This is a genomic window from Jeotgalibacillus sp. S-D1, from assembly GCF_004358665.1.
Classification (GTDB): domain Bacteria; phylum Bacillota; class Bacilli; order Bacillales; family Jeotgalibacillaceae; genus Jeotgalibacillus.
In genome coordinates, this window is sequence record NZ_SMZR01000001.1 from 43,106 (window position 1) to 65,263 (window position 22,158).

17 protein-coding genes are annotated in these 22,158 nt (G+C 40.8%); 15 read left to right on the forward strand and 2 right to left on the reverse strand.

All coding sequences use genetic code 11. The annotated features are described in order from the left end of the window. The first annotated feature begins 160 nt into the window (after nt 1-160). From E2R51_RS00295 to tkt, 4 genes are all read left to right on the forward strand, one after another. Complete coding sequence (locus E2R51_RS00295) at nt 161-2,227, forward strand: BglG family transcription antiterminator (protein WP_133374915.1); 2,067 nt, start codon at nt 161-163, stop codon at nt 2,225-2,227. Next, nucleotides 2,224-2,490, forward strand: a complete 267-nt coding sequence (locus E2R51_RS00300) for a PTS sugar transporter subunit IIB (protein ID WP_133374918.1) — start codon at nt 2,224-2,226, stop codon at nt 2,488-2,490. Before E2R51_RS00295 ends, E2R51_RS00300 begins: the two co-directional genes overlap by 4 nt. Before the next feature lie 30 nt (nt 2,491-2,520). Continuing rightward, on the forward strand, nt 2,521-3,792 hold the full coding sequence (locus E2R51_RS00305) for a PTS ascorbate transporter subunit IIC (RefSeq protein ID WP_133374920.1): 1,272 nt from the start codon (nt 2,521-2,523) through the stop codon (nt 3,790-3,792). Nucleotides 3,793-3,889: 97 nt separating this feature from the next. Beyond that, nucleotides 3,890-5,902, forward strand: coding sequence for a transketolase (tkt, locus tag E2R51_RS00310; RefSeq protein WP_133374922.1), 2,013 nt, complete (start codon nt 3,890-3,892; stop codon nt 5,900-5,902). Nucleotides 5,903-6,014: 112 nt separating this feature from the next. On the opposite strand, the gene E2R51_RS00315 is transcribed toward tkt, so the two are convergent. Both E2R51_RS00315 and E2R51_RS00320 read right to left on the reverse strand, forming a co-directional pair. After that, the gene (locus tag E2R51_RS00315; RefSeq protein ID WP_133374924.1) at nt 6,015-7,502 is read right to left on the reverse strand and encodes a potassium/proton antiporter; all 1,488 of its coding nucleotides are present in this window, start codon (nt 7,500-7,502) and stop codon (nt 6,015-6,017) included. 68 nt (nt 7,503-7,570) lie between these two features. Then, nucleotides 7,571-8,092 (reverse strand): gamma carbonic anhydrase, encoded by a 522-nt coding sequence (locus E2R51_RS00320; RefSeq protein ID WP_133374926.1) that lies wholly within the window; start codon nt 8,090-8,092, stop codon nt 7,571-7,573. 214 nt (nt 8,093-8,306) lie between these two features. On the opposite strand from E2R51_RS00320, the gene E2R51_RS00325 reads away from it, so the two are divergent. From E2R51_RS00325 to E2R51_RS00375, 11 genes are all read left to right on the forward strand, one after another. After that, nucleotides 8,307-9,110 carry an alpha/beta fold hydrolase gene (locus E2R51_RS00325; protein ID WP_133374928.1) on the forward strand — a complete coding sequence of 268 codons (804 nt, stop codon included), beginning with the start codon at nt 8,307-8,309 and terminating at the stop codon, nt 9,108-9,110. Between the two features lie 14 nt (nt 9,111-9,124). Further along, the gene (locus tag E2R51_RS00330) at nt 9,125-10,216 is read left to right on the forward strand and encodes a tetraprenyl-beta-curcumene synthase family protein (RefSeq protein WP_133374930.1); all 1,092 of its coding nucleotides are present in this window, start codon (nt 9,125-9,127) and stop codon (nt 10,214-10,216) included. 91 nt (nt 10,217-10,307) lie between these two features. Next, nucleotides 10,308-11,222, forward strand: a complete 915-nt coding sequence (htpX, locus tag E2R51_RS00335) for a protease HtpX (RefSeq protein WP_133374932.1) — start codon at nt 10,308-10,310, stop codon at nt 11,220-11,222. Between the two features lie 193 nt (nt 11,223-11,415). Further along, a complete protein-coding gene (locus E2R51_RS00340) occupies nt 11,416-12,417 on the forward strand; it encodes an LLM class flavin-dependent oxidoreductase (RefSeq protein ID WP_133374934.1) in 1,002 nt (333 codons plus the stop codon). A 624-nt stretch (nt 12,418-13,041) separates the two neighbouring features. Beyond that, a complete protein-coding gene (locus tag E2R51_RS00345; protein ID WP_133374936.1) occupies nt 13,042-14,682 on the forward strand; it encodes a glycoside hydrolase family 13 protein in 1,641 nt (546 codons plus the stop codon). Nucleotides 14,683-14,947: 265 nt separating this feature from the next. Beyond that, nucleotides 14,948-15,511, forward strand: a complete 564-nt coding sequence (locus tag E2R51_RS00350; protein WP_133374938.1) for a hypothetical protein — start codon at nt 14,948-14,950, stop codon at nt 15,509-15,511. 87 nt (nt 15,512-15,598) lie between these two features. Next, nucleotides 15,599-15,997, forward strand: coding sequence for a GNAT family N-acetyltransferase (locus E2R51_RS00355; RefSeq protein WP_306462107.1), 399 nt, complete (start codon nt 15,599-15,601; stop codon nt 15,995-15,997). Between the two features lie 206 nt (nt 15,998-16,203). After that, nucleotides 16,204-17,997, forward strand: coding sequence for a sensor histidine kinase (locus tag E2R51_RS00360; protein WP_133374940.1), 1,794 nt, complete (start codon nt 16,204-16,206; stop codon nt 17,995-17,997). Beyond that, on the forward strand, nt 17,972-19,585 hold the full coding sequence (locus E2R51_RS00365) for a response regulator transcription factor (RefSeq protein ID WP_240732930.1): 1,614 nt from the start codon (nt 17,972-17,974) through the stop codon (nt 19,583-19,585). Before E2R51_RS00360 ends, E2R51_RS00365 begins: the two co-directional genes overlap by 26 nt. 14 nt (nt 19,586-19,599) lie before the next feature. Continuing rightward, the gene (locus tag E2R51_RS00370) at nt 19,600-20,928 is read left to right on the forward strand and encodes an ABC transporter substrate-binding protein (protein WP_133374942.1); all 1,329 of its coding nucleotides are present in this window, start codon (nt 19,600-19,602) and stop codon (nt 20,926-20,928) included. A gap of 282 nt (nt 20,929-21,210) precedes the next feature. Continuing rightward, nucleotides 21,211-22,158: an ABC transporter permease gene (locus tag E2R51_RS00375; protein ID WP_483299912.1), complete on the forward strand. Its 948-nt coding sequence runs from the start codon at nt 21,211-21,213 to the stop codon at nt 22,156-22,158.

Genomic DNA, 22,158 nt, shown 5'->3' on the forward strand with positions numbered 1-22,158 from the left:
GTTTTCCAATTGAACATTCGCTTTTAGGAAAATGGCTCCTATATGTCAACACAGCATATAGAGTATATTGTTGTGCAGACAATTCGACAATATTCGGACCCAAAAGCAATACAGATTTCTCAAAGGGTATTGTATTGTAAAGACAGGGGAGGACAATAGGATGTTTTTAGATGAAAGAAGCGCTAACTTACTGCAACTATTGCAACACTCATCTGTTCTGAAAATGAGTGAGCTCGAAGAACAAACCGGTCTAACTCGAAGACAACTGCAATATGGAATAGGAAAAGCGAATGATTGGCTCCAATCTCATGGATATCAACCCATTGGGTATGACCGAAAAGTAGGGTATTACTTGTCTGACAAAATTAGGGATGAGGATTTGCAAGTAAAGCTCACTAAACGAACCTATGTATTTTCTGAGATGGATCGAGAAAAGGTCTTCTATTTAATGCTTTTACTCAATCCGGAGCCGTTATCGATTTATCATTTTCAAAATTGTACAGGAGTTTCTCGCAATACAGTATTGAAAGATTTGCAGCGGCTTAAGGAAAAGACAAAACTGCAACAACTAAACATTAAATATTCCAAGCAGAATGGTTACTTGATAAAAGGCGACAGTAACATTAAGAGATACGTCATTGAACAACTCATACACGATGTATTCCATAGTACAAGCAGTAATCTCATTATTGAAAGTATTTGGGGAGATCGGGATGAACAAATTCGTTCTATTCAGTTGCAATTAGAGCAGGCAGAAAGTCAATTAGGCATTACATTTACGGATGAACGCCTGCAAGAGCTGACCTATCTGTTTTTATGTACAGATCAGCTAATTGGATTGGGAGAAGGATTACAATCGATCCATAGTTGGGAGCAGCTGACTGCCACTAAAGAATACAAACTGGTAGTGAAAATGACACAAACAGCTGCTTTTGAATCTGTTTGGAATCAAACTGAACACTTATATGCTGCTTTACATCTATTAAGTAAGAATCGAACAAGAGATATATCCCCGTTGCAAGAAGATAATGTCATTCAAGATCTCTTGCGTAAAATTGTAAAAGAGTTTGAGAAGTTAGCATGCATTCAGTTACATGAAAAGGATCTGTTCTATCAACAGTTGTATGTCCATTTCAGACCGGCATATTACCGGATTATGTATCGTATTCCCATTAAAAATACAATGGCTGAGAAAATTCAAAGAGTATATCCCGAGCTGTACCATCTGACAAAAAAATCATTATGGCAAGTAGAACAAGTGATAGGCTTTTCCGTTCCAGCAGATGAGGTGGCCTATTTTACTGTCCACTTTGGAGGATGGCTGCGCAGACAGGGAACGGCACTGGACGATCGAAAGCGAGCGATTGTTGTGTGCCCAAGTGGGGTTGGGATCAGTAATATCTTAATCTATACCTTAAGGGAATTGTTCCCTGACATTTTATTCTTAGATGCTTTATCCATTCGGGATGCGGCCAATTATCCCCTGACATATGATCTGGTGTTTTCAACTGTACACATCAGAACAGAAGCAGCATTATTTGTGGTTCCGCCCATTTTAGAAATGCAGGACAAGCAAAAGCTTCGTCAGCAAGTGATGCAGGAGTTGTATGGATATACCACGCAGAACCTGGATGTTGATTCGTTGCTAGAGATTATTTCTCAATATGCCAAAATAACTGAGCCAAATGAACTCAAGAAAGCACTACAATCACAGATCTTTACACAAACTCAAAAAATTAATAATCATTATTTGGAAGGGGCGGGAAAACCAGTGTTAGAAGAACTACTCACATCAAAAACCATTCAATTGCAGTCCCGTGTTTCAGATTGGAAAGAAGGCATCCGAGTCGCATCCGAGCCTCTTGTCGAATTGGGAACAGTAGAAGAAAGATATGTGGAGGCAATGATTCAATCGATTGAAGAGAATGGACCATACGTCATTATTACTCCAGGAGTAGCCATTCCTCATTCACGTCCAGAAGATGGAGTGCGGTCTTTATCTATGAGTCTTTTGAGACTGGATGAAGCGGTAGACTTTGCCCCAGATAAACCTGTTCGATTGATTATTGTATTGGCTGCGGCTGATAGTGATTCCCATTTACGGGCATTAGTTCAGTTGACCCAATTACTAGGAGAACCGTCTAACATCGAAGATATGTTACAGAGCTCAGATAAATCAGTGCTATTAGATTACATTCATAAATATTCAGAGGAGGAAACAATATGAAAATCATGGTTGTTTGTGGAAACGGATTGGGAAGCAGTTTTATTATGGAGATTAATGTAAAGAAAGCGTTAACAGAAATGGGGAAGACAGCAGAGGTAGGTCATACTGATTTAACATCAGCAAGAACGGAACAAGCAGATATTTTCATCGGAGCTGCGGATATTGTAGGTCAACTGGAAGATGGAAGTCGTACGATTGTTACGTTAGAAAACATGATGAGCATTTCGGAAATTACATCTAAACTGGAGCCGCATTTAGAATAAAACAAACATCAATGAAGGGGGATGAACGTGATGTTAGAAATTATCATGACAGATATTTTAGGAACTCCAGCGATATTAGTAGGACTTTTTGCGCTGGTAGGATTGCTTCTGCAACGCAAAGCCACTGCCGATATTGTCTCAGGGACGTTAAAAACGGTAATGGGCTTTGTGATCATTGGAGCTGGTGCGACGGTTCTAATTGGTTCTCTGGATATATTTGGTGAAATGTTTAATGTTGCTTTTAATGTCCAGGGAGTAATCCCAAATAATGAAGCGATCGTAGCTGTTGCCCAAAGCGAGTTTGGGACTACAACGGCACTGATTATGGTGTTCGGTATGATCGTGAACATTATACTGGCCCGTTTTACCCGTTTTAAATATATTTTTCTAACAGGTCACCACACTTTATTCATGGCCTGTTTACTTGCAGTTACGTTATCTGTGGGAGGATTAACAGGTGCTCCTCTTATCTTAGTTGGTTCTCTTATCCTGGGTCTATGTATGGTCATTTTTCCAGCTATCCTGCAGCCATATGTACGTCAAATCACAGGAAGCGATGATTTTGCAGTCGGGCACTTTGGTACAATTGGATACTTTGTTTCTGCAAAAGTTGGAAAACTGTTTGGAAATAAGGAAAAAACAACAGAACAGATTAAAGTGCCTCAATCCCTTGGGTTTTTACGAGATACGTCAGTAGCTGTATCGCTTACTATGGCAATATTCTTTGTTGTTGTCGCTTTGTTTGCTGGTCAGGGATATATTGAATCCAATCTCTCAGCAGGTTCCAATTTTATAGTATTCTCACTAATGCAAGCGATCACATTTGCTGCAGGGGTTTACATTATCCTGGCTGGTGTACGTATGCTGATTGCAGAAATTGTTCCTGCGTTCAAGGGAATTGCTGAGAAAATTGCTCCAAATACGAAGCCAGCACTGGATTGTCCAACGGTCTTTCCATTTGCACCAAACGCTGTAATCATTGGCTTTTTAGCTAGCTTTGCAGCTGGACTCCTGGCCATGTTTTTACTTCCTGTTGTGGGTCTGAAAGTAATTGTGCCAGGATTAGTACCGCACTTCTTTACAGGTGCAGCAGCAGGTGTGTTCGGGAATGCTACCGGTGGCAGGCGTGGGGCTTTGTTTGGAGCATTTGCAAATGGAATCTTGATTAGTTTCTTACCTGCGATCCTATTAGTATTTTTAGGGGACATTGGGTTTGAAGGAACGACATTTGGAGATTCAGACTTTGGTGTCATTGGAATATTAATCTTATCCATTTTGAAACTATTTGGAGCAGCAGGATAGAACGATTGGTTATTTGAAAAATCAAGGAGTAAAAACAGGATCACAGTTCCGCCCGCTGTGCATTAAATAAAATTTATAGTTGGAAGAGGAGCTATATATGACTAATTTTGATGAACTTGCCATTAATACGATTCGTACATTATCAATAGATGCCATCGAAAAAGCTAATTCAGGACATCCTGGCTTGCCAATGGGAGCAGCTCCTATGGTATATGAATTATGGACAAATCATATGAATCATAATCCAAATAATCCATCTTGGTTTAATAGAGATCGATTTGTTTTATCAGCAGGGCATGGATCGATGTTACTGTATAGCTTATTACACTTATCCGGTTATGATTTATCAATGAAAGATATTAAGAATTTCCGTCAATGGGGCAGTAAAACACCCGGACATCCTGAATTTGGACACACTCCTGGTGTAGAAGCCACTACAGGACCACTTGGACAGGGAATTGCAATGGCAGTCGGAATGGCGATGGCTGAACGCCATTTAGCCGCAACCTATAATAAAGAGGGTTACGAAGTAGTGAATCACTTCACTTACAGTATTTGCGGAGACGGAGATTTAATGGAAGGTGTATCTTCAGAAGCTGCTTCATTAGCAGGACATCTTAAATTAGGACGCCTTGTCGTATTATATGATTCAAACGATATTTCACTAGATGGCGAATTAGATCGCTCATTCTCTGAAAGTGTGGAAAATCGTTTTAAAGCATACGGATGGCAAGTGATCCGTGTAGAAGATGGAAATAATTTAGTTGAAATTAACAAAGCAATAGAAGAATCAAAGGATGACTTAAATCGTCCAACGTTAATTGAAGTAAAAACAACCATTGGATATGGATCACCAAATCATGCAGGCACCTCAAATGTACACGGTGCACCACTGGGAAAAGAAGAAATAAAGCTAACAAAAGAAGCCTATAAGTGGACATTCGAAGAAGATTTCTATGTTCCTGAAGAAGTATATAGCCACTTCCATTCACACGTAGTGGAAGCTGGACAAAAGAAAGAAGAAGAATGGAATCAATTAGTTGCTGCGTATAAAGTAGAATATCCTGAAATGGCGGAAAAATTAGCTTATTCCATTGAAGGCAAATTGCCTGAAGGCTGGACAGAACAGTTACCATCGTATGAAGCTGGTACTAGTCTGGCATCACGCGCATCTTCAGGTGAGACATTAAATGCCATTGCAAAAGCGGTTCCTCAATTTTTCGGCGGTTCAGCTGATTTAGCTGGTTCAAACAAAACAACCATTAAAGATGCTGGCGATTTTTCTGCAACTAATTACGCCGGACGTAACATCTGGTTTGGTGTACGTGAGTTTGCAATGGGGGCAACGTTGAATGGAATGGAGCTACATGGTGGTCTTAAGTTGTTTGGTGGCACATTTTTTGTGTTCTCTGACTACCTTCGTCCTGCGATACGTTTAGCAGCCTTAATGAACTTACCGGTTATTTATGTCTTCACACATGACAGTGTCGCGGTAGGAGAAGACGGTCCAACTCATCAGCCGATTGAACAACTTGCTGCTTTAAGAGCCTTACCGAACATTAGTGTGATTCGTCCGGCAGATGGAAATGAAACAGTAGCCGCATGGCAAATTGCGATGGAATCTACTGACACTCCGACGGCTTTGATTTTGTCTCGCCAAAATCTCCCTACAATAGCCGGAACGAAAGAACATGCCTATAAGGGTGTCAAGAAAGGGGCATATGTGGTTTCTAAATCCGAAACGGAAGAACCGCAGGCACTCTTGCTGGCAACAGGATCAGAAGTGCAGTTAGCTTTAGAAGCACAGCGTGAATTGGCCAAGGAAAACATTTTCTTATCCGTCATTAGCTGTCCATCGTGGGATCGATTTGAAGCTCAATCAAAGGAATACCAAGAGTCTGTTCTTCCAGCCCATGTAAAGGCACGATTAGCAATCGAAATGGGATCATCTTTAGGGTGGGATCGCTATGTAGGGGACCACGGGGAGGTTTTGGCTATTAACGCTTTTGGTGCTTCGGGTGCGGAATCCAAAGTCTTAAAGGAATATGGTTTTACAGTTGAAAATGTAGTGATACAAGTAAAAAGACTATTAAAGTCTTTACCGTTATAAAACGAGACTGAGCGATAAAAGTAGTTGGAATTCTATATATCAATTCTGGAATTAATGTCATTCAAGAACAAAAACCGCCAGCAAATAATAAGAAAAACAGCCTGATATTGTCTTACACGACATCAGGCTGTTTCTTCTTTTCAAGTATTTTTTTCAATTTCGCTTCGTGTTTGCTTGCCACTAAAATATAAAGGAAGTCACCTGCTTTAATTTCTGTTTCTCCATAAGGGGTAATTAATTCTTCATCCCTCACAATAGCGGTGATCGTCACTTCATTAGGGAATTCAATTTCATGAAGCTTCTTTCCAACCAAATCGAGATCTTTATTTGTTTGAAACTGTACCATTTCAGCAGTTGCTTTCCCAATGGAAATCAGTTCAATTGAATGATGGGGTGTATCTTTTTTTGGTCCTGTTAAATGGAGTTTCTTTGCTACATAAGATATGGTCGAGCCTTGAAGCAGGGTTGATGTTAAGACGATAAAGAAAACGACATTAAAAAACAGCTGGCTGTTTTCCAGTCCTGCTACTACAGGGAAAGTAGCAAGTACAATCGGCACCGCTCCTCTGAGACCTGCCCAGGAAATGAACAATTTCTCTTTACCTGTATATTTCATTCCAATGGTTGATAAATACACAGCAATTGGACGGGCGATAAAAATCAGCACAAGTGAAAGCAGCAGGCCGCTTCCAATGATATCCCAGGTAAATAATTGTCCTGGAAATGAAAGAAGTCCTAGAATGATAAACATAAGGATTTGGGACATCCATGCAAACCCTTCATTAAATTGAAAGATTGAGTAGCGGTAGGTCAGCTCAGAATTTCCGATAACAAGTGCTGCTACATAAACGGCCAGAAATCCGCTTCCTCCAGCTACCTGGGTGATGCTATAGGCCAGCAGGGCAAATGCCAGCGAAAAGATGGGATAAAGTCCACTGGACTCAAGCTTAATTCTGTTAATGGAAACAGAAGCGATCTTTCCAAGTATCAGCCCAAAGATGAGACCGAGTCCCATCTGCCAAAAGAAAGACGGTATCAATCCCCATATGGAACTGCTGTCATTTGAAATCAGCTCAATAAAGGATAAAGTTAAAAAGACAGCCATAGGATCATTTGTCCCTGATTCCGCTTCAAGCGTGGCACCCATTTTTGCTTTAATATTACGTTCTTTTAATACAGCAAAAACAGCTGCGGCATCAGTGGATCCTACAATGGCACCAAACAGGAGCCCTTCCAGCAGTGTAACATTAAAGATAAGATAGGCGGAGTAACCGACGATACCTGAGGTGAGCAGTACGCCCAGTGTGGCTAATGATAAGGAAGGTACAGCAACAGAGCGGACCGTTGCCCATTTTGTCTGCATACCCCCTTCAAATAAAATAATAATAAGTGCACAAATACCAATTAGCTGGGCAGTGTTGGCGTTATCGAAATACACAATCCCCAAGCCGTCACTGCCGATTATCATTCCGACCAGAATAAATAATACAAGTGAAGGCAGACCCAGTCTGTTGGAGAATTTCGCCACAATCACGCCGCATATAAGCAGCAGTCCCCCCAGCAGTACAAACGAGTCTATACCGAATGAACCAATGAACATTTTTTTCCCCCTAAGTTGTTTCTATCAGGTTTGATGTGATGAAAAAATGATTTGTTTACAGCTGATAGCTATCTAAGCTGGTTCTCCTGCTCTTTATATAAGATGGCTTTTTCCATATATTCACGATTAATCCGCTCCATATCCTGAATGTCCTCTTCATTTAAGTCGCGGATTACCTTAGCCGGCCGGCCAAAAGCAAGTGTGTTTGGCGGGATTTTTTTGCCCTGGGGAACTAAGCTTCCAGCGCCTATAAAAGCACCTTCCCCGATTTCGGCCCCATCTAAGATGATTGAACCCATGCCGATTAATGCTTTCTTTTTAATTGTGCAGCTATGTAAAATGACTTGGTGTCCAATGGTAACCTGGTCTTCAAGGATAAGTGGTGTGTTGGGACTTTGATGGAGGATGGAATGGTCTTGGATATTTACTTTTTCGCCAATAATAGTGGGTGAAACATCTCCGCGTATTGTGGTGCCGAACCAGACGCTTGAATGTGCTCCGATGGCTACATCGCCTGTGACGGTAGCCGAACCTGCGATATAAACAGATGGATCAATCATCGGGTGCAGACCTTTATAAGGAAGTATCATGTTATTGCTCCTTCTTATGAAAAGATTTATGATATAGTTTATTTTATCATATTATCATTTTTTATAGTTGTTTAAAGGCTCAAATCAGGAAGAAGCGGTGCGCAGGATAGTGTTTTATCGGATGTGCGTAGTGCTATCAGCTATCCTTTATATTTGCCAGTTATAAATTATATAAAGATAATATAAGTCCGATAGGAAGGTGAGGGGGATCTCCATGTGGAAATGGGAAACAGATCAAGCTGCACACGGTGTTATTGTAATGATACACGGTGAATTAGAACATCATGCGCGTTACGGATGGCTAATCGAAATGTGGCGGTCAAAAGGCTACCACGTAATTATGGGCGACCTCCCGGGTCAAGGGATGGCTAAAAGAGCATCGCGTGGACATATTGACTCGTTTGACCAATATATTGAAGAAGTGAAAAAATGGATTGAGGCTTCTTATCAGTTTGATTTGCCAGTTTTTTTACTTGGTCACGGGATGGGAGGACTAATAGCAGTCCGGATGCTTCAGCAGATGAAGCTTGAGATTGCAGGGTTGATTTTATCTTCTCCGACATTTGCATTCAGGCATGCGCCATCAAAAGTTAGTCATGTTCTCTCAGGAGGCTTGAACAAACTTACACCTGAGCACAAATTTAATTTTGACTTCCCGATCGATAAGGCGACCCGCAATCAGGAGATCATTGAAATCGATAAAGAAGATCCCATTTATATAAATCGTATATCGGTCAGATGGTACCGTGAAATGCTGGTGGCAATGAAGCAGGTGCCGCTTGAAAACAAAAACTTTCCTGACGTTCCGCTGCTGTTAATGCAGGGGGGAGAGGATTTGCTGGTAGAAACCATGGTGGCAAAAAAATGGTTCAGAGATTTGGATCTGCACGAGATGCATTATAAAGAATGGCCCCAATGCTATCATGAACTTTTTAATGAACCTGAAAGAGATGAGATTTTTTCCTATACAGAATCCTTTACACGGAACCGGCTTCGCAATATTGGGTACGATGTTTAAGAAGAGGTGAAAAAATGGCTGTGCCGACAGAACCGTTCTTTTTAATGAATCAGGTGTATCGAAAAGTATTTCCCATTGTTCATCAGCAATTAGCGCATTGGAAAGCCCAGGCGAATTTAATTCCTGACGAAGAGCTGCGCAAACAGGCAGTGGACAGCCTGGAACAAAAGTCGTTTCACTGTGAAGGCGGGGGAATAATGGCTTTGCTGGCGTTAAAATGGCGCAAGGAAGCCATTCAGTTTATCGTTGCTTATCAGACAATCAGTGATTATTTAGATAACCTTTGTGATCGCAGCACATCGCTGGATCCGGAGGATTTTGCCTGTTTACATGAAGCGATGGAAGACGCATTAACAGTTGGAGCCCCGATCCGGGATTATTACCGCTGCCGGGCCGAGCAGGAGGATAACGGGTACTTGAGTCTGCTTGTTGGGACCTGCCAAGGTGTTCTTGCTCGGCTTGAAACCTATGATGAAATTAAAATTGAGCTTTTGGAGCTGAGCAGGTATTACTGTGATCTTCAAATTCACAAACATGTTCATGAGGATGAGCGGGAACAGAGGCTGCAGCAGTGGTTTCATAAACACCGCGACCTTTTACCTGAAATGGAATGGTATGAATTTTCAGCGTGTACAGGATCAACACTCGGGATCTTCTGCTTGGTATCCTACGCATTTAGAAGAGACTTTGATCCAGCTTTTTCTGCTGCGATTCGCAACGGTTATTTTCCTTACATTCAAGGTCTGCACATTCTGCTGGATTACCTGATTGACCAGGAAGAGGATCTGGAGGAAGGAGATTTGAATTTCTGCTTCTACTATTCCAGCCATGAACAATTATTCAAAAGGCTTCAGCATTTTGTTCAGGAAGCAGATCGTCATACAGATCAGCTACCTCACAAGCAATTTCACAAATTAATTAACCGTGGACTGCTTGGCGTATATTTATCAGACGAGAAAGTAAATAAACAAAAAAATGTCCGCCGTCTTGCTCGGAAAATGATTCGATCAAGCGGAATGATCAGTTACTTTTTTTACTTGAATGGCAGAGCCTACCGAAATGTTCAGAAATGGATTCCACGCGGTAAGTTAGCAAAAAGATTTTAGAAACAGGTGAAAAAGAGCAAGACACTCTATTTCACCCTGATGCATCAATTATGTTAAAATATTCACATAAATAGAAAAGGGAGGCGTATAAATGGGGAAAAGGATTATGCTTTTTGTTTTAACAAATATTCTTGTAATGACAACCATCGTCATTGTATGGTCCATCATTACAACGTTTACGGATATAGGGGGTTCATTCCAAACTGGTGAACCGGGAATTGGAATTGATTTTGTTGCTCTTGGCGTATTCAGCTTAATAGTAGGCTTCGCGGGATCATTTATCTCTCTGGCGATGTCGCGCTGGATTGCCAAAATGATGATGAAGGTCAAGGTGCTGGATCCGAATGGCCAGCTGACTGCTCAGGAACGTGATGTCGTTGAAAAGGTTCACCGTTTTTCCCGTGCAGCCGGCTTGCGTCACATGCCTCAAGTTGGGATTTACCCTTCTCCGGAAGTCAATGCGTTTGCAACTGGTCCATCTAAAAAACGTTCACTGGTAGCTGTTTCGCAAGGCCTGTTAAATTCAATGGATGATGATGCAGTTGAAGGCGTTATAGCTCACGAAGTTGCCCACGTTTCAAATGGCGACATGGTGACCATGACACTGCTTCAAGGTGTAGTAAATACATTTGTCGTATTCTTCTCAAGAATTGTGGCAATTCTTGTGTCGCGTTTAGTGCGTTCTGAATTACAGTGGATTGTCCAGATTGCCGCGATTATTGTATTCCAGATCCTGTTTTCTATTCTGGGCAGCATGGTCGTAAGTGCGTATTCAAGACACCGTGAATTTCATGCGGACCGTGGAGGCGGAGATTTAGCGGGTAACGATAAAATGGCACATGCTCTTCGTTCCCTGAAATCGTATGCCAACCGTGCTCAAGCCAAAAATTATACAGATGACTCTGCTGTTCAGACGATGAAAATCAACGGAAAAGGCGGGATGGCCAAGTTTTTCTCTACACATCCTGATTTAGACGAACGAATTGCTCGCCTGGAAAGACGATAAAATGCATGCTGTCCTGTTACAGGGCGGCATTTTTTTATGCAAAAAAACCTGTGCCATTTAAGATTAAATGTCATTTTTCATGTTTAGCTTACCAAACGTTCACTCTCGCATCCGGCCATGATGCATAAGTCGCATTGTTCGACTTTTCAAAGTGGATTTAGAATAATAGAACTCATAAAGGAGTGAAGCGATTATGGCATTAACATTAAGTATATTGGATCAGTCGGCCATTTCTGAGGGAGGGTCTGCTGAACAGGGTCTGCAACAGACGATAGAGCTGGCAAAAAGAGCAGAGGAATGGGGTTTTCATCGATTCTGGGTGTCAGAACATCATGACGCCTCAACACTTGCGGGATCTTCCCCTGAGGTGCTGATTTCGCATCTTGCTGCTAAAACAAATACCATTCGTGTTGGTTCTGGCGGTGTGATGCTTCCGCATTACAGTGCATATAAAGTGGCTGAAAATTTTAAAGTACTGGAAGGTTTGACACCAGGCAGAATAGATGTTGGGATTGGACGTGCACCTGGTGGGATGCCTCGGGCTTCGTATGCATTATCTGATGGCAAACAGCGTGATATTAATCGCTATCCTGAACAAATAGATGAACTGCTACATCATCTGCACGATGACCTGCCTGAAGGCCACCCGTACTATGGATTAAAAGCCACACCGGTGACAAAAACCACTCCGGATGTCTGGGTGCTCGGTTCAAGTCCATCTTCTGCACTGACAGCAGCCGAAAAAGGACTGCCCTATACCTTCGCGCTTTTCATTAATGGAGAAGGCGGTCCTTATTATATGAATCAATATCTCCAGTCCTTTCAGCCATCCCGTTATTATGAAAAACCGCAAAATAATGTGGCGGTTTTTACGATCTGTGGAGAAACAATGGAGGATGCAGAGCGCATTGCTTCCAGTCTTGATTTATCCATGATTATGCTGGAGCAGGGCATGCCGTCAAAGGGCACACCAAGTCCGGATACGGCAATGAACTATCCCTACAGCACATTTGAGAAAGCCCGAATTCTTGAAAACCGCAAGCGGATGATTGTTGGCGATATTGACCATGTAGAACGAGAATTGCACCGCATCAGTGATGAATACCAAACCACTGAGATTATGCTGACAACGATTGCGTTTGATTTTAACGATAAGCTAAAATCATTTGAACGGATTGCTAAGAGAATGCTGTGAAAATCGATATAGACCGCAGATTTATCTAGTGGTTCTAAGCATAAAATTCTAAACCGCCTAATTGGCGGTTTTTTTATGGGTGACATCAAACACAGTTTAAACCTGTACTTCTACAGCTTACCTCTACACTTCTACATTTCCCACCCCAACTTCTACATTTCCCGTAAATCTATCTCTTGAATGAAAATGAATAAAAAGTAAAAATTGGTACATAGAGTTATTTTATTAAAGGTTCTTTGTTTTTTTAATAGAAAAGCTGCGTGAAAGTTGGAACAGAGGTTTGAAAAAAGGCAGGGACATAGCCATAAAAGAAGGCTCTCCCCAAAAACTTTCGTGAGAGCTTTCTTCTTATCTATGCTGGATCATTGTCTTTTTTGATAACCGAATAAGCCATCCACGTAGGTTCATTGAAGCGGAAGGCGGTGACTCCTGCGGGATGCAGCGGGGAAGGTGAGACACTGAAGATGCGCAGCATCGAAGTGGCTCACCCCCGCCCCGCGGAAAGCACCGCCTGGAGCGGAAATGACCCGGTCTCCTTTAGAGCCTTCATTTGCTTTCCTAGTCATTACCGATAATACAGAGATAATTTTGGTATAATTTAATTCATGGAAGGGAGCTGTAAAAATGAAAAAGACGTGGTGGAAGGAAGCTGTTGTCTACCAGGTGTACTGGCGCAGCTTTTATGATAGTAACGGGGACGGCATTGGTGATCTTCAAGGGGTTATTGAAAAGCTGGATTACATACAAGAGCTTGGAGCAGATGTCATATGGCTGAATCCTTTTTATGAATCGCCTGACCGTGATAATGGATATGATATTTCCGATTATGAAAAGATTATGAGTAAAGCTGGAAACATGGAGATTTTTGAAAGGTTAGTAGATGAAATTCATGACCGTGGTATGAAAGTAATTATGGATTTGGTAGTGAATCATACATCAGATCAGCATTCCTGGTTCCTGGAATCAAAATCCTCTTTAGATAATGAAAAGCGTGACTGGTATATTTGGAAGCAGCCTAAAAATGGAGGCAAGCCTAATAACTGGCGCTCTTATTTCGAACCTTCAACTTGGACATTTGATGAGCGTACGGGTGAGTATTATTTTCATTCCTTTGCAGTGGAACAGCCTGATCTGAACTGGCAGAATGAAGACCTTCGTCATGAGATCTACCGTATGATGCGATCATGGCTGGATAAAGGGATTGACGGTTTCCGGATGGATGTAATTAATTTACTGGCAAAGCAGGATGGCTTTCCAGACGCAGAGAATCCGGATCATATTAGCTACTTAGCCGATAATCCAGGCATTCATGAGTACCTGCAGGAAATGAACCGTGAAGTGCTGCAGCATTATGATGGGATGACTGTTGGGGAGATCCCTTTTGTAACCCCTGAAACTGGTCTTTTATATGTGCATGAAGACCGCAACGAACTGAATACTCTTTTCCATTTTCAAGTAGCGGATGAGATGCCGGTGATGGATTTGCCTAAATACAAAGAAATCCAGGAAAACTGGTATAAAGGTCTGCAGGGAAAAGGCTGGAACTCTCAGTTTTTAAATAATCACGATCATACAAGACAGGTCACAAGATATGGAAACGACGGGAAGTACCGAACAGAGTCAGCTAAGCTTTTAGCGACCATGCTCCATACGCTGCCCGGCATGCCATATGTGTACCAGGGAGAAGAACTAGGCATGACCGGTGTCCGTTTTGATTCCATCGAGGATTATAACGATATTGCCATGAAAAATAAGTACAAAGAAGAAGTAGAGAAAGGCGGAGATCCTAAAGAAGTGTTTGAAGGTCTGCTGCTTTTGAGCCGGGACAATTCCAGAACGCCAATGCATTGGAATGACAGCAAAAATGCCGGTTTTTCAAATGCAGAGCCCTGGATTAATATTAATCCAAATTATAAATCGATTAATGCACAACAGGCACTTGAAGATCCTCATTCAATTTTTTACTATTACAAAAAGCTGATCTCACTCCGAAAAGAAAACCCGGTAATGGTTTATGGAGATTACGAAGACCTTTCCAAGGATCATGAAAAATTATATGTTTACACCCGATCATATGAAAATAAGACCTGGCTCATTATGCTCAATCACTCAGATCATGAGCAAGTCTATCAAATGAAGGAAGAGTTGAGCGGATCCGATGTCATTCTTGTTATCGGGAACTACAAGAATGATGCTGATAAATCGATTCTGCCTTCATCATTTACCCTTAAGCCGCATGAAGCACGCGTGTATGAGATAGACTGAATATTGACTGCAAACTGCACTTCCTTTAGAGGTGCAGTCTTTTTTATGTCTTCATCTACAATGATTGTTCATCTGAAACCAAAAACAAATTTGTTATTTTATGTTAATCTGAATGGTAGGAGGTTGGGTGGCAAAGAACGTGTGAAAATTTTTGAAAAAATGCTATTTTTTCAGGCGTACATACATATACATGGTAAGGTTCGCAGTTATAGGAGAAGCCGGATGTTCGTTTGTAAGAGATTGTGAAGAATTAAGGGAGGAATCTATGTATATTATTATCGGTATTTCGTTAGTCTTATTTATTCTTGTTTTTTTGGCAGCAGCGAAGTTTACCCCGGATTCAGAAATGATGAACAGCTTTGAGGTAGGTGGATTTAAAAAACTGATGATTGGACTTAGTGCTGCAGCTGTTCTCTCCATTTCGTATGGCGTCTACCAGCACGTAACCTATCAGCTTCCGTTTATCGATATTAAAGTGGGGACGAAGAATTATACGATATTTGGAGATATTGGAGAGATTGGTTATTTCACAGACGGGCTCGTCACTAAAGGGGAAGAAACGGAGCTCTACTTAGTGTCCTGGAACGGTCCGATCTCAACTGACAGCAATATTGTTCTCACATATCCTTCCGGCGAAATGGAAGCCTGGCAACCCCGGCTGGCAATCGCCGATAATCAATCCATAGAGGCAGTAAAAAATAATCATAATATAAACGAAATTTATGAGGCCTCACCTTTTACCTTCAAAGAAGCTGGTGAGGTAGAGGTTAGCGTGCAAGACGAAAACGATTCAATCACATCTTTTATTATTGATGTCAGGCAGCAATAATTGTCCGATTTTGAGTTTAGCAGCATACCTTATCAGGCCGCTCTTTTATCAGGGCGGCTTATTACAAAAATATTGGAGGCAGTATAAATGACGATGACATATGAGGCAATTATCAATCTTCCAATCTCACATAATGAAGTGCCGGAATTAAGAGAGGCGAATGGATGGGATAGAAGAGATGACGATTTTCCCCTGTTGTTTCATCGCTGCAATTTTTGGGCGGGGGTGAGGGATCAGGAAAATAAGCTCATTGGTTTTGGATACATAGCGGGAATGGGCCTGCAGCATGGATATATGGAAGATATTCTTATTTCCCCGGACTATCAAAACTTAGGGATAGGCGGTCAGCTCGTTAAAACCTTATTGCACGAAGCAAAAAACACCGGTTTGGAAATTGTGACACTGACTTTTAATGAAAAACATACTCGATTCTATCAAAACTGCGGCTTCACTTCTTGTACCGGAGGGGTATGGAGAGCAAAATAAAAACCTCCCAGACTGGTTTTGCTTATGGACTTAGCATAAAAATAATCGATAATTTTAGTCCAGCCCTTTAAATAAGGAATGGCTGATTTTGAAAAATCGTATAGCAATAATGAAATGGATATGCTACGTTCATTTAAAGAAAAATGGATGGATTAAAATTTTTTTATATAGGTTTTTTTCTTTTTAGTGATGCTGGAGGAGATGGCATGTTCTTTTCACTTCGTAATCGATTGTTTCTGATTTTTACCTTTTTACTTACAATTCCATTTGTCGTGCTTTCTATTATTATTCCAAACTGGCTAACATCGATGATCGAGGAACAGACGCAGGAATTAACGGTTGAAATGATGGATCAATATTCTCTTTATATTGATTCTATCACCACTCAGGCAGAAGATCTTGGGAAGCAGGTGCTTCTCAACCAATCGACCCAGCAGTGGCTGAAAACAGAGAAGGACGGGGATGAAACTTCGCAAGAGGAGTTGTTTCTGATGAAGAATCAGGTTCAAACGATGCTTTCCTCCGTTATGATTAATAATTCGAACTCCATGTCGATCTCCATATTTCTTAATGATGGTACAGGAACATGGGGGGATAACCCTAACCTGCAGGAAACAGACTGGTATATTAACTTTACTGAAAATCAGCAAAATTTCACCAGGTCACACGTGGATCCATATCAGCAGTCAGAAGGAATACAAAAAAGCCAGGTTAACAGCTACATACTGCCTTTGTTTGATATGAATACAATTGCTGTAAGCGGCATTATAAAAGTGAACTTTCCCTCATCACTACTTAAAGATGCACTGAGTAAGAATGCAGCTGGACAGAGCGGTCGGACTTATATTATTAATGAGCAAGCTCAAAATGTACTGGACGGTCAAATTCAAACACCACTTGATGTATTAAACAAAAGTGTCCGTCAGATAAATAATAATGGAAATGAAAAAGGATTAATCGAAACGGATTTTGATGGTGATACTTATTTTGTTTTTTATCAGAAATTGCCAATAGGCAACTGGATATTGATGAACGAAGTGACCGAATCAAATCTGTTTGCTCAGGTGCATGACCTGCAGAGGACGCTGTTTTTATCCAGTGCCGCCATTTTTATATTAACCATTTTGGCATCCTTTTTTCTCTCGTCCAACATCGTAAATCCATTAGGGAAATTGGCAAAAGCAATGAAATTTATTGAACGCGGTGATTTTGCCGGAGCGAAGCGGTTTATGCCTTCAATTAAATCAAAAAACCATGAAGTCGGTTATCTTGTGAATGTAGTGGATCACACGATCGATCAGTTGAAAAATGTAATTGAAACAGAATATGAAGCAAATATTCGAAGAAAAGATGCTGAATATAAAGCGCTGCTTCTGCAAATCAATCCTCATTTTATGAACAATACACTCGAGATTATAGGCGGACTGGCAGCTCAGGGTAAAAATAAAGAAGTCGTGAATGTAAGTGTTTATCTGGGGAGAATGATGAGGTACTCCTTAAATACACACAGCAGTGAAGTAAGGCTAAAAGAAGAATTGTCCTATATTCATAGTTACACAGATATTCTTAAGCTTCGTTATGAAGATAGTCTAACAGTGGAAATAATAGAAGATCCTGAAGCCAGTGATCTGTCAATTATCAAATTCATTTTACAGCCTCTCGTTGAAAATGCAGTTCAATATAGCTTTTCAGAGAAAAATTCCGCCGAGGTCTCCATTCGTACAACAAAAAGATTGAATCAGGTACTGATTGAAGTGGAAGATAAAGGGGCTGGAATGTCTGAAAAGATGGTAAATCATCTGCTTTCCTTTACAAATAATGTTTTAGAAAGCAAGGGTGAGAGTATTGGTCTGAAAAATGTATTAGGCAGATTAACCCTATACTACGGAGAAAATTTCTCCTATCAGATAGATTCCCAGTTAAACCAAGGAACAAAGATCACATTATGTATTAATGTTTCAAAGGGGGAAGGACATGCTGAACGTAATGATTACAGATGACGAAGTTCAGGTTCGCAAAGGGCTGCGGATGAAGGTGGATTGGGAGGAGCATGGTTTTAAAGTTGTAAAAGAGGCTTCCAATGGTCAAGAAGCACTGCAAATTCTGGAACAATCGTTAATCGATGTTGTGATAACCGATATGAGAATGCCAATTATGAACGGCATTGAATTCGCCAAGCAAAGCCAAAAGAACTTTCCGAATGTAAAAGTGGTCGTTTTATCCGGTTACTCAGACTATGAGTATGTCAGAAACTCGATGAAAGAAGGCGTGAAAGATTACTTGTTAAAGCCGGTTGCGCCGGATGAGCTAGTCGAAGTATTAGAAAAAATACGCAAAGAGATTGCAGAGGAAAAACAAACGCATGCGGAACAGGAGCGTTTAAAGCAGCTAGCTCTTTCTCATTTACAGGAGGTTCAGGAACAGTATTTATTATATCTTGCTAAAGATGAGTTTGTTCAGCCTCATGCCGTGAAAGAAAGAATGAGACAGCTTCAGTTAGATCACCTTGCACGTGAGGAGATGGAGGGAGTTTTTTTAACAGTTGAAATCAGAACTCAACTGGTGAGAGAGTCAATAAGCAGGCAGTGGCTGCCATTTAAGAAGCTTTGCCAGGGTCTTGCAGCAAGTGATAATAATACGTATCTATTTTCAAATCCAAGCTATTCAAACGTCATTCACTTTTTTATTGTCAGGAGAGAGGGTCAGACGGGTCAGGTGACATCTTTGATCGATCGGATTCAACGAAAGACAAAGGAAGAGTTAGGGTTGGAGACTGTAATTGGAATTGGCACCAATGTAAGGGGCATGAAGGAATTTAAAAATGGTTACATTGCAAGTATGCTTTCATGGAGCCAAAGCCGTCTAGGTTCACATTCTCAAATTATTGAGGGAGGTTCAAAAAAAGATCATAAATTTGAATTTTCCACGGACTTTGAGAAAAAATTGACCAATGCCATTGAAAACACCCGCTTTGATCATTTTAAAGAACATTTGCAGATGGAATTAAGTGTGACCGAAAAGCACTCGGTTCTATCATTTTCAATGGTAGCTAACCGTGTATTATTTTTACTTGGTTCAACCGCCAAAAAATATGATATTGAATCAGGGGAAATACAAAAAATACTATGGGACTGCCAGCAGGGCATCTGGCAGCTAAATTCACAATCTAATGTGATCGGTTTACTTTTGGATTTAGCCAATAAAATTATGGACGAAGTACATCTAACACGTTTTTCTAATGTTAAACTAATTGAAAGCATACGACAGTATGTAAATCTTCATTTCTCAGATGAGATTTCTCTTACTGCTCTTTCTGAATTGTTTCACATTAACAGTGCTCATTTATCGGAAACTTTTAAAAATCATGTTGGACAGAATTTTAGTGATTACCTTGTGAGCCTTCGTATGAAAAAAGCGGAGAGTCTATTAAAAGACAGTCAGCTGAAGATTATTGATATAGCGAATTTAGTTGGTTTTTCAAGTGCCGGATATTTTAGTACAGTGTTTAAAAAATACAGCGGGCAGTCTCCTCTTGAATTCCGGAAACTAGTAAATGAGGGCGGAACGCTTAAGTCAACAGGTTATTGAAGGCAGGGATGGGGATGAAAAAAGGATTGTTCACCATAATGATTGTCATATTACTGGTCCTTTCCGGTGCTGGATGGATTTATGTGGATTTTTATCTGAATAATCGTACTGCAGAGATCGAAACAGAGAAAGAAAAACCAGTCACCCTTACGTTTTGGAGAAATTACGGGAATGCCGGTGAAAATAAGGCCTATGAAGAATTAATTGAAAATTTCGAACAAAAGTACCCGCATATTCAAATCAATATGAATTCCATCCAATACGGAGATTATGAATTAAGGCTCCGAACAGAGATAGCTGCGGGAAGCCCGCCCGATATTATGTCCATCGACAGCCCAAACCTTGCTCTTTATGCACATAGAGGATCACTCATTTCATTGGATTCATTCATGGAGGAAGACGGAGTCATTCATGATATTCCGCAGGAGCTGGTAGATGGAATAAGCTATCAGGGCAATGTGTATCTCGCACCGGTAGTCGCTCCAGGCATTGCTTTATTTTATAATAAGCATTTGTTTAAAAAAGCAGGAGTTCCCCTTCCTTCAAGTGATCCTGCCAAGCCTATGTCCTGGGACGAAGTGCTTGAGGCTGCTGTGAAAATTACTGATCGAAAAAAAGGAATTATAGGAATAGACCCCGCTCAGGGCTTTGCAGGGGGTGAATCACCTGCATACTTTAAACTGCCGATCCTGTGGCAGTTTGGTGGAGAAGTGTTGAGCCCTGATAATACTACTGCCAGCGGTTACTTAAATTCGGAAGATTCCATAAAGGCTCTTGAATTTTATCAGGATTTATATCATGGGGAAAAAGTGGCAGCAATTGAAATGCCCAAAGAATCATTTGAAAGTGGAAAGCTGGGTATGACGGTGCTCGGATCGTGGGCGCTTGGGGAATTAAAATCGGCTCATCCTGAGTTTAAGCTGGGTGAGGATTATGGGATTGCCCCGCTGCCAAAAGGGGAGTATCAAGTAGTTCCAAACGGCAGCTGGTCACTTGGGATATCTTCCCGTTCTGAGCATCCCGACGAAGCATGGAAATTTATAGAGTTTCTTACAAGCTATGAGGGAATGAAGACCTATGTTACGGTCACAGGGGATATTCCGGCAAGGCAGTCAGTTGCTAAAGCTTTCCCGGAATTTAATGAATATCCAAACAATATCTTTGTCGAGCAGTCCCGCAAGTATTCAAAGAATCGTCCTGTGACCCCTGCTTACCCAGTAGTGAGCAGTACGATAAAGACATTATTTGAAGATATCGGCATTGGCAACAAAGATGTGAAAGATTCTGCCGATCGGGCAGTAAGAACAATTAATAACGGTATAAACGATTTGGAAAACAAATAAGACAAATCTAGTAAACTTCCGTATACACCTGAGGCATTTCCTTATAAAAGGAATGCCTTTTTTGATGCCAGGCAAATTGTATTTGCCGAAAATGTTTAAAGCTCTCAACCGAAAATTTTAAAATCCTGCGTACAACAGCTTTGCTATAGTAAAAACAAGCAATGGCTGTAAGCGTTTTCTATAGCGGTATTAAGACTTTTAGAGGAGGGGAATCGATTGCAAAATTTATTGAATCAAGAAAAAGAACCAGAAGAAGAGTTTGATCGGAGCAAGAATAAAAAAATCAATAAGCAGCCGCCTGCTAAAATAAAAAAGATTTCAAAAGCAAAACGTAATCTGGACTATATAAAGAAAAATTACATTCTTTATTTACTCATTGCGCCGGCTGTCATCCTTACGATTATTTTTAAATATATCCCTATGTATGGAGCAGTCATCGCCTTTAAGGATTTTAGTCCGATGAAAGGAATCTTGGGAAGTGACTGGGTAGGTTTAAAACACTTTACAAGTTTTTTAACTTCACCCAACTTTTTAGAGATTTTTATGAACACAATAAAATTGAGTTCTTTTGAGCTGTTAATCGGCTTCCCCATCCCCATCATTTTGGCTCTAATGTTAAATCAAATACGGAAGGCAAAGGCTAAAAAGAATATCCAGTTAGCCCTATATGCTCCGCATTTTATTTCGGTCGTTGTCATTTCGGGAATGGTTTTTCTTTTCTTGTCACCAACAGGACCAATTAATGTCCTCTTAACAAATTTGTTTGGCACTTCCTTTTCTTTTATGTCCGATCCAGATGCCTTCCGCTCAATTTATATTACTTCAGGGGTTTGGCAGGGTGCAGGCTGGGCATCAATCATTTATGTTGCCGCCCTTGCGAATGTGGATCCTCAGCTGCATGATGCCGCTACAATTGACGGAGCGTCACTGCTTCAGCGGATTATCCATATTGACCTGCCAGTATTAAAACCGGTAATGGCTGTGTTATTTATTCTTGCAGCCGGCGGCATTATGGCGATTGGCTTTGAAAAGGCTTATCTGCTTCAAACAGCTATGAATCTTCCAACCTCAGAAATTATTCCCACCTATGTATACAAAAAGGGGTTATTGGCAGGAGATTATTCGTTTGCAACAGCAGTAGGATTGTTTAACGCTGTGATAAATGTAGGCTTGTTGATTTTTGTTAACCAAGTAGTAAAAAAATTAAACGAAGGTGAAGGATTGCTTTAA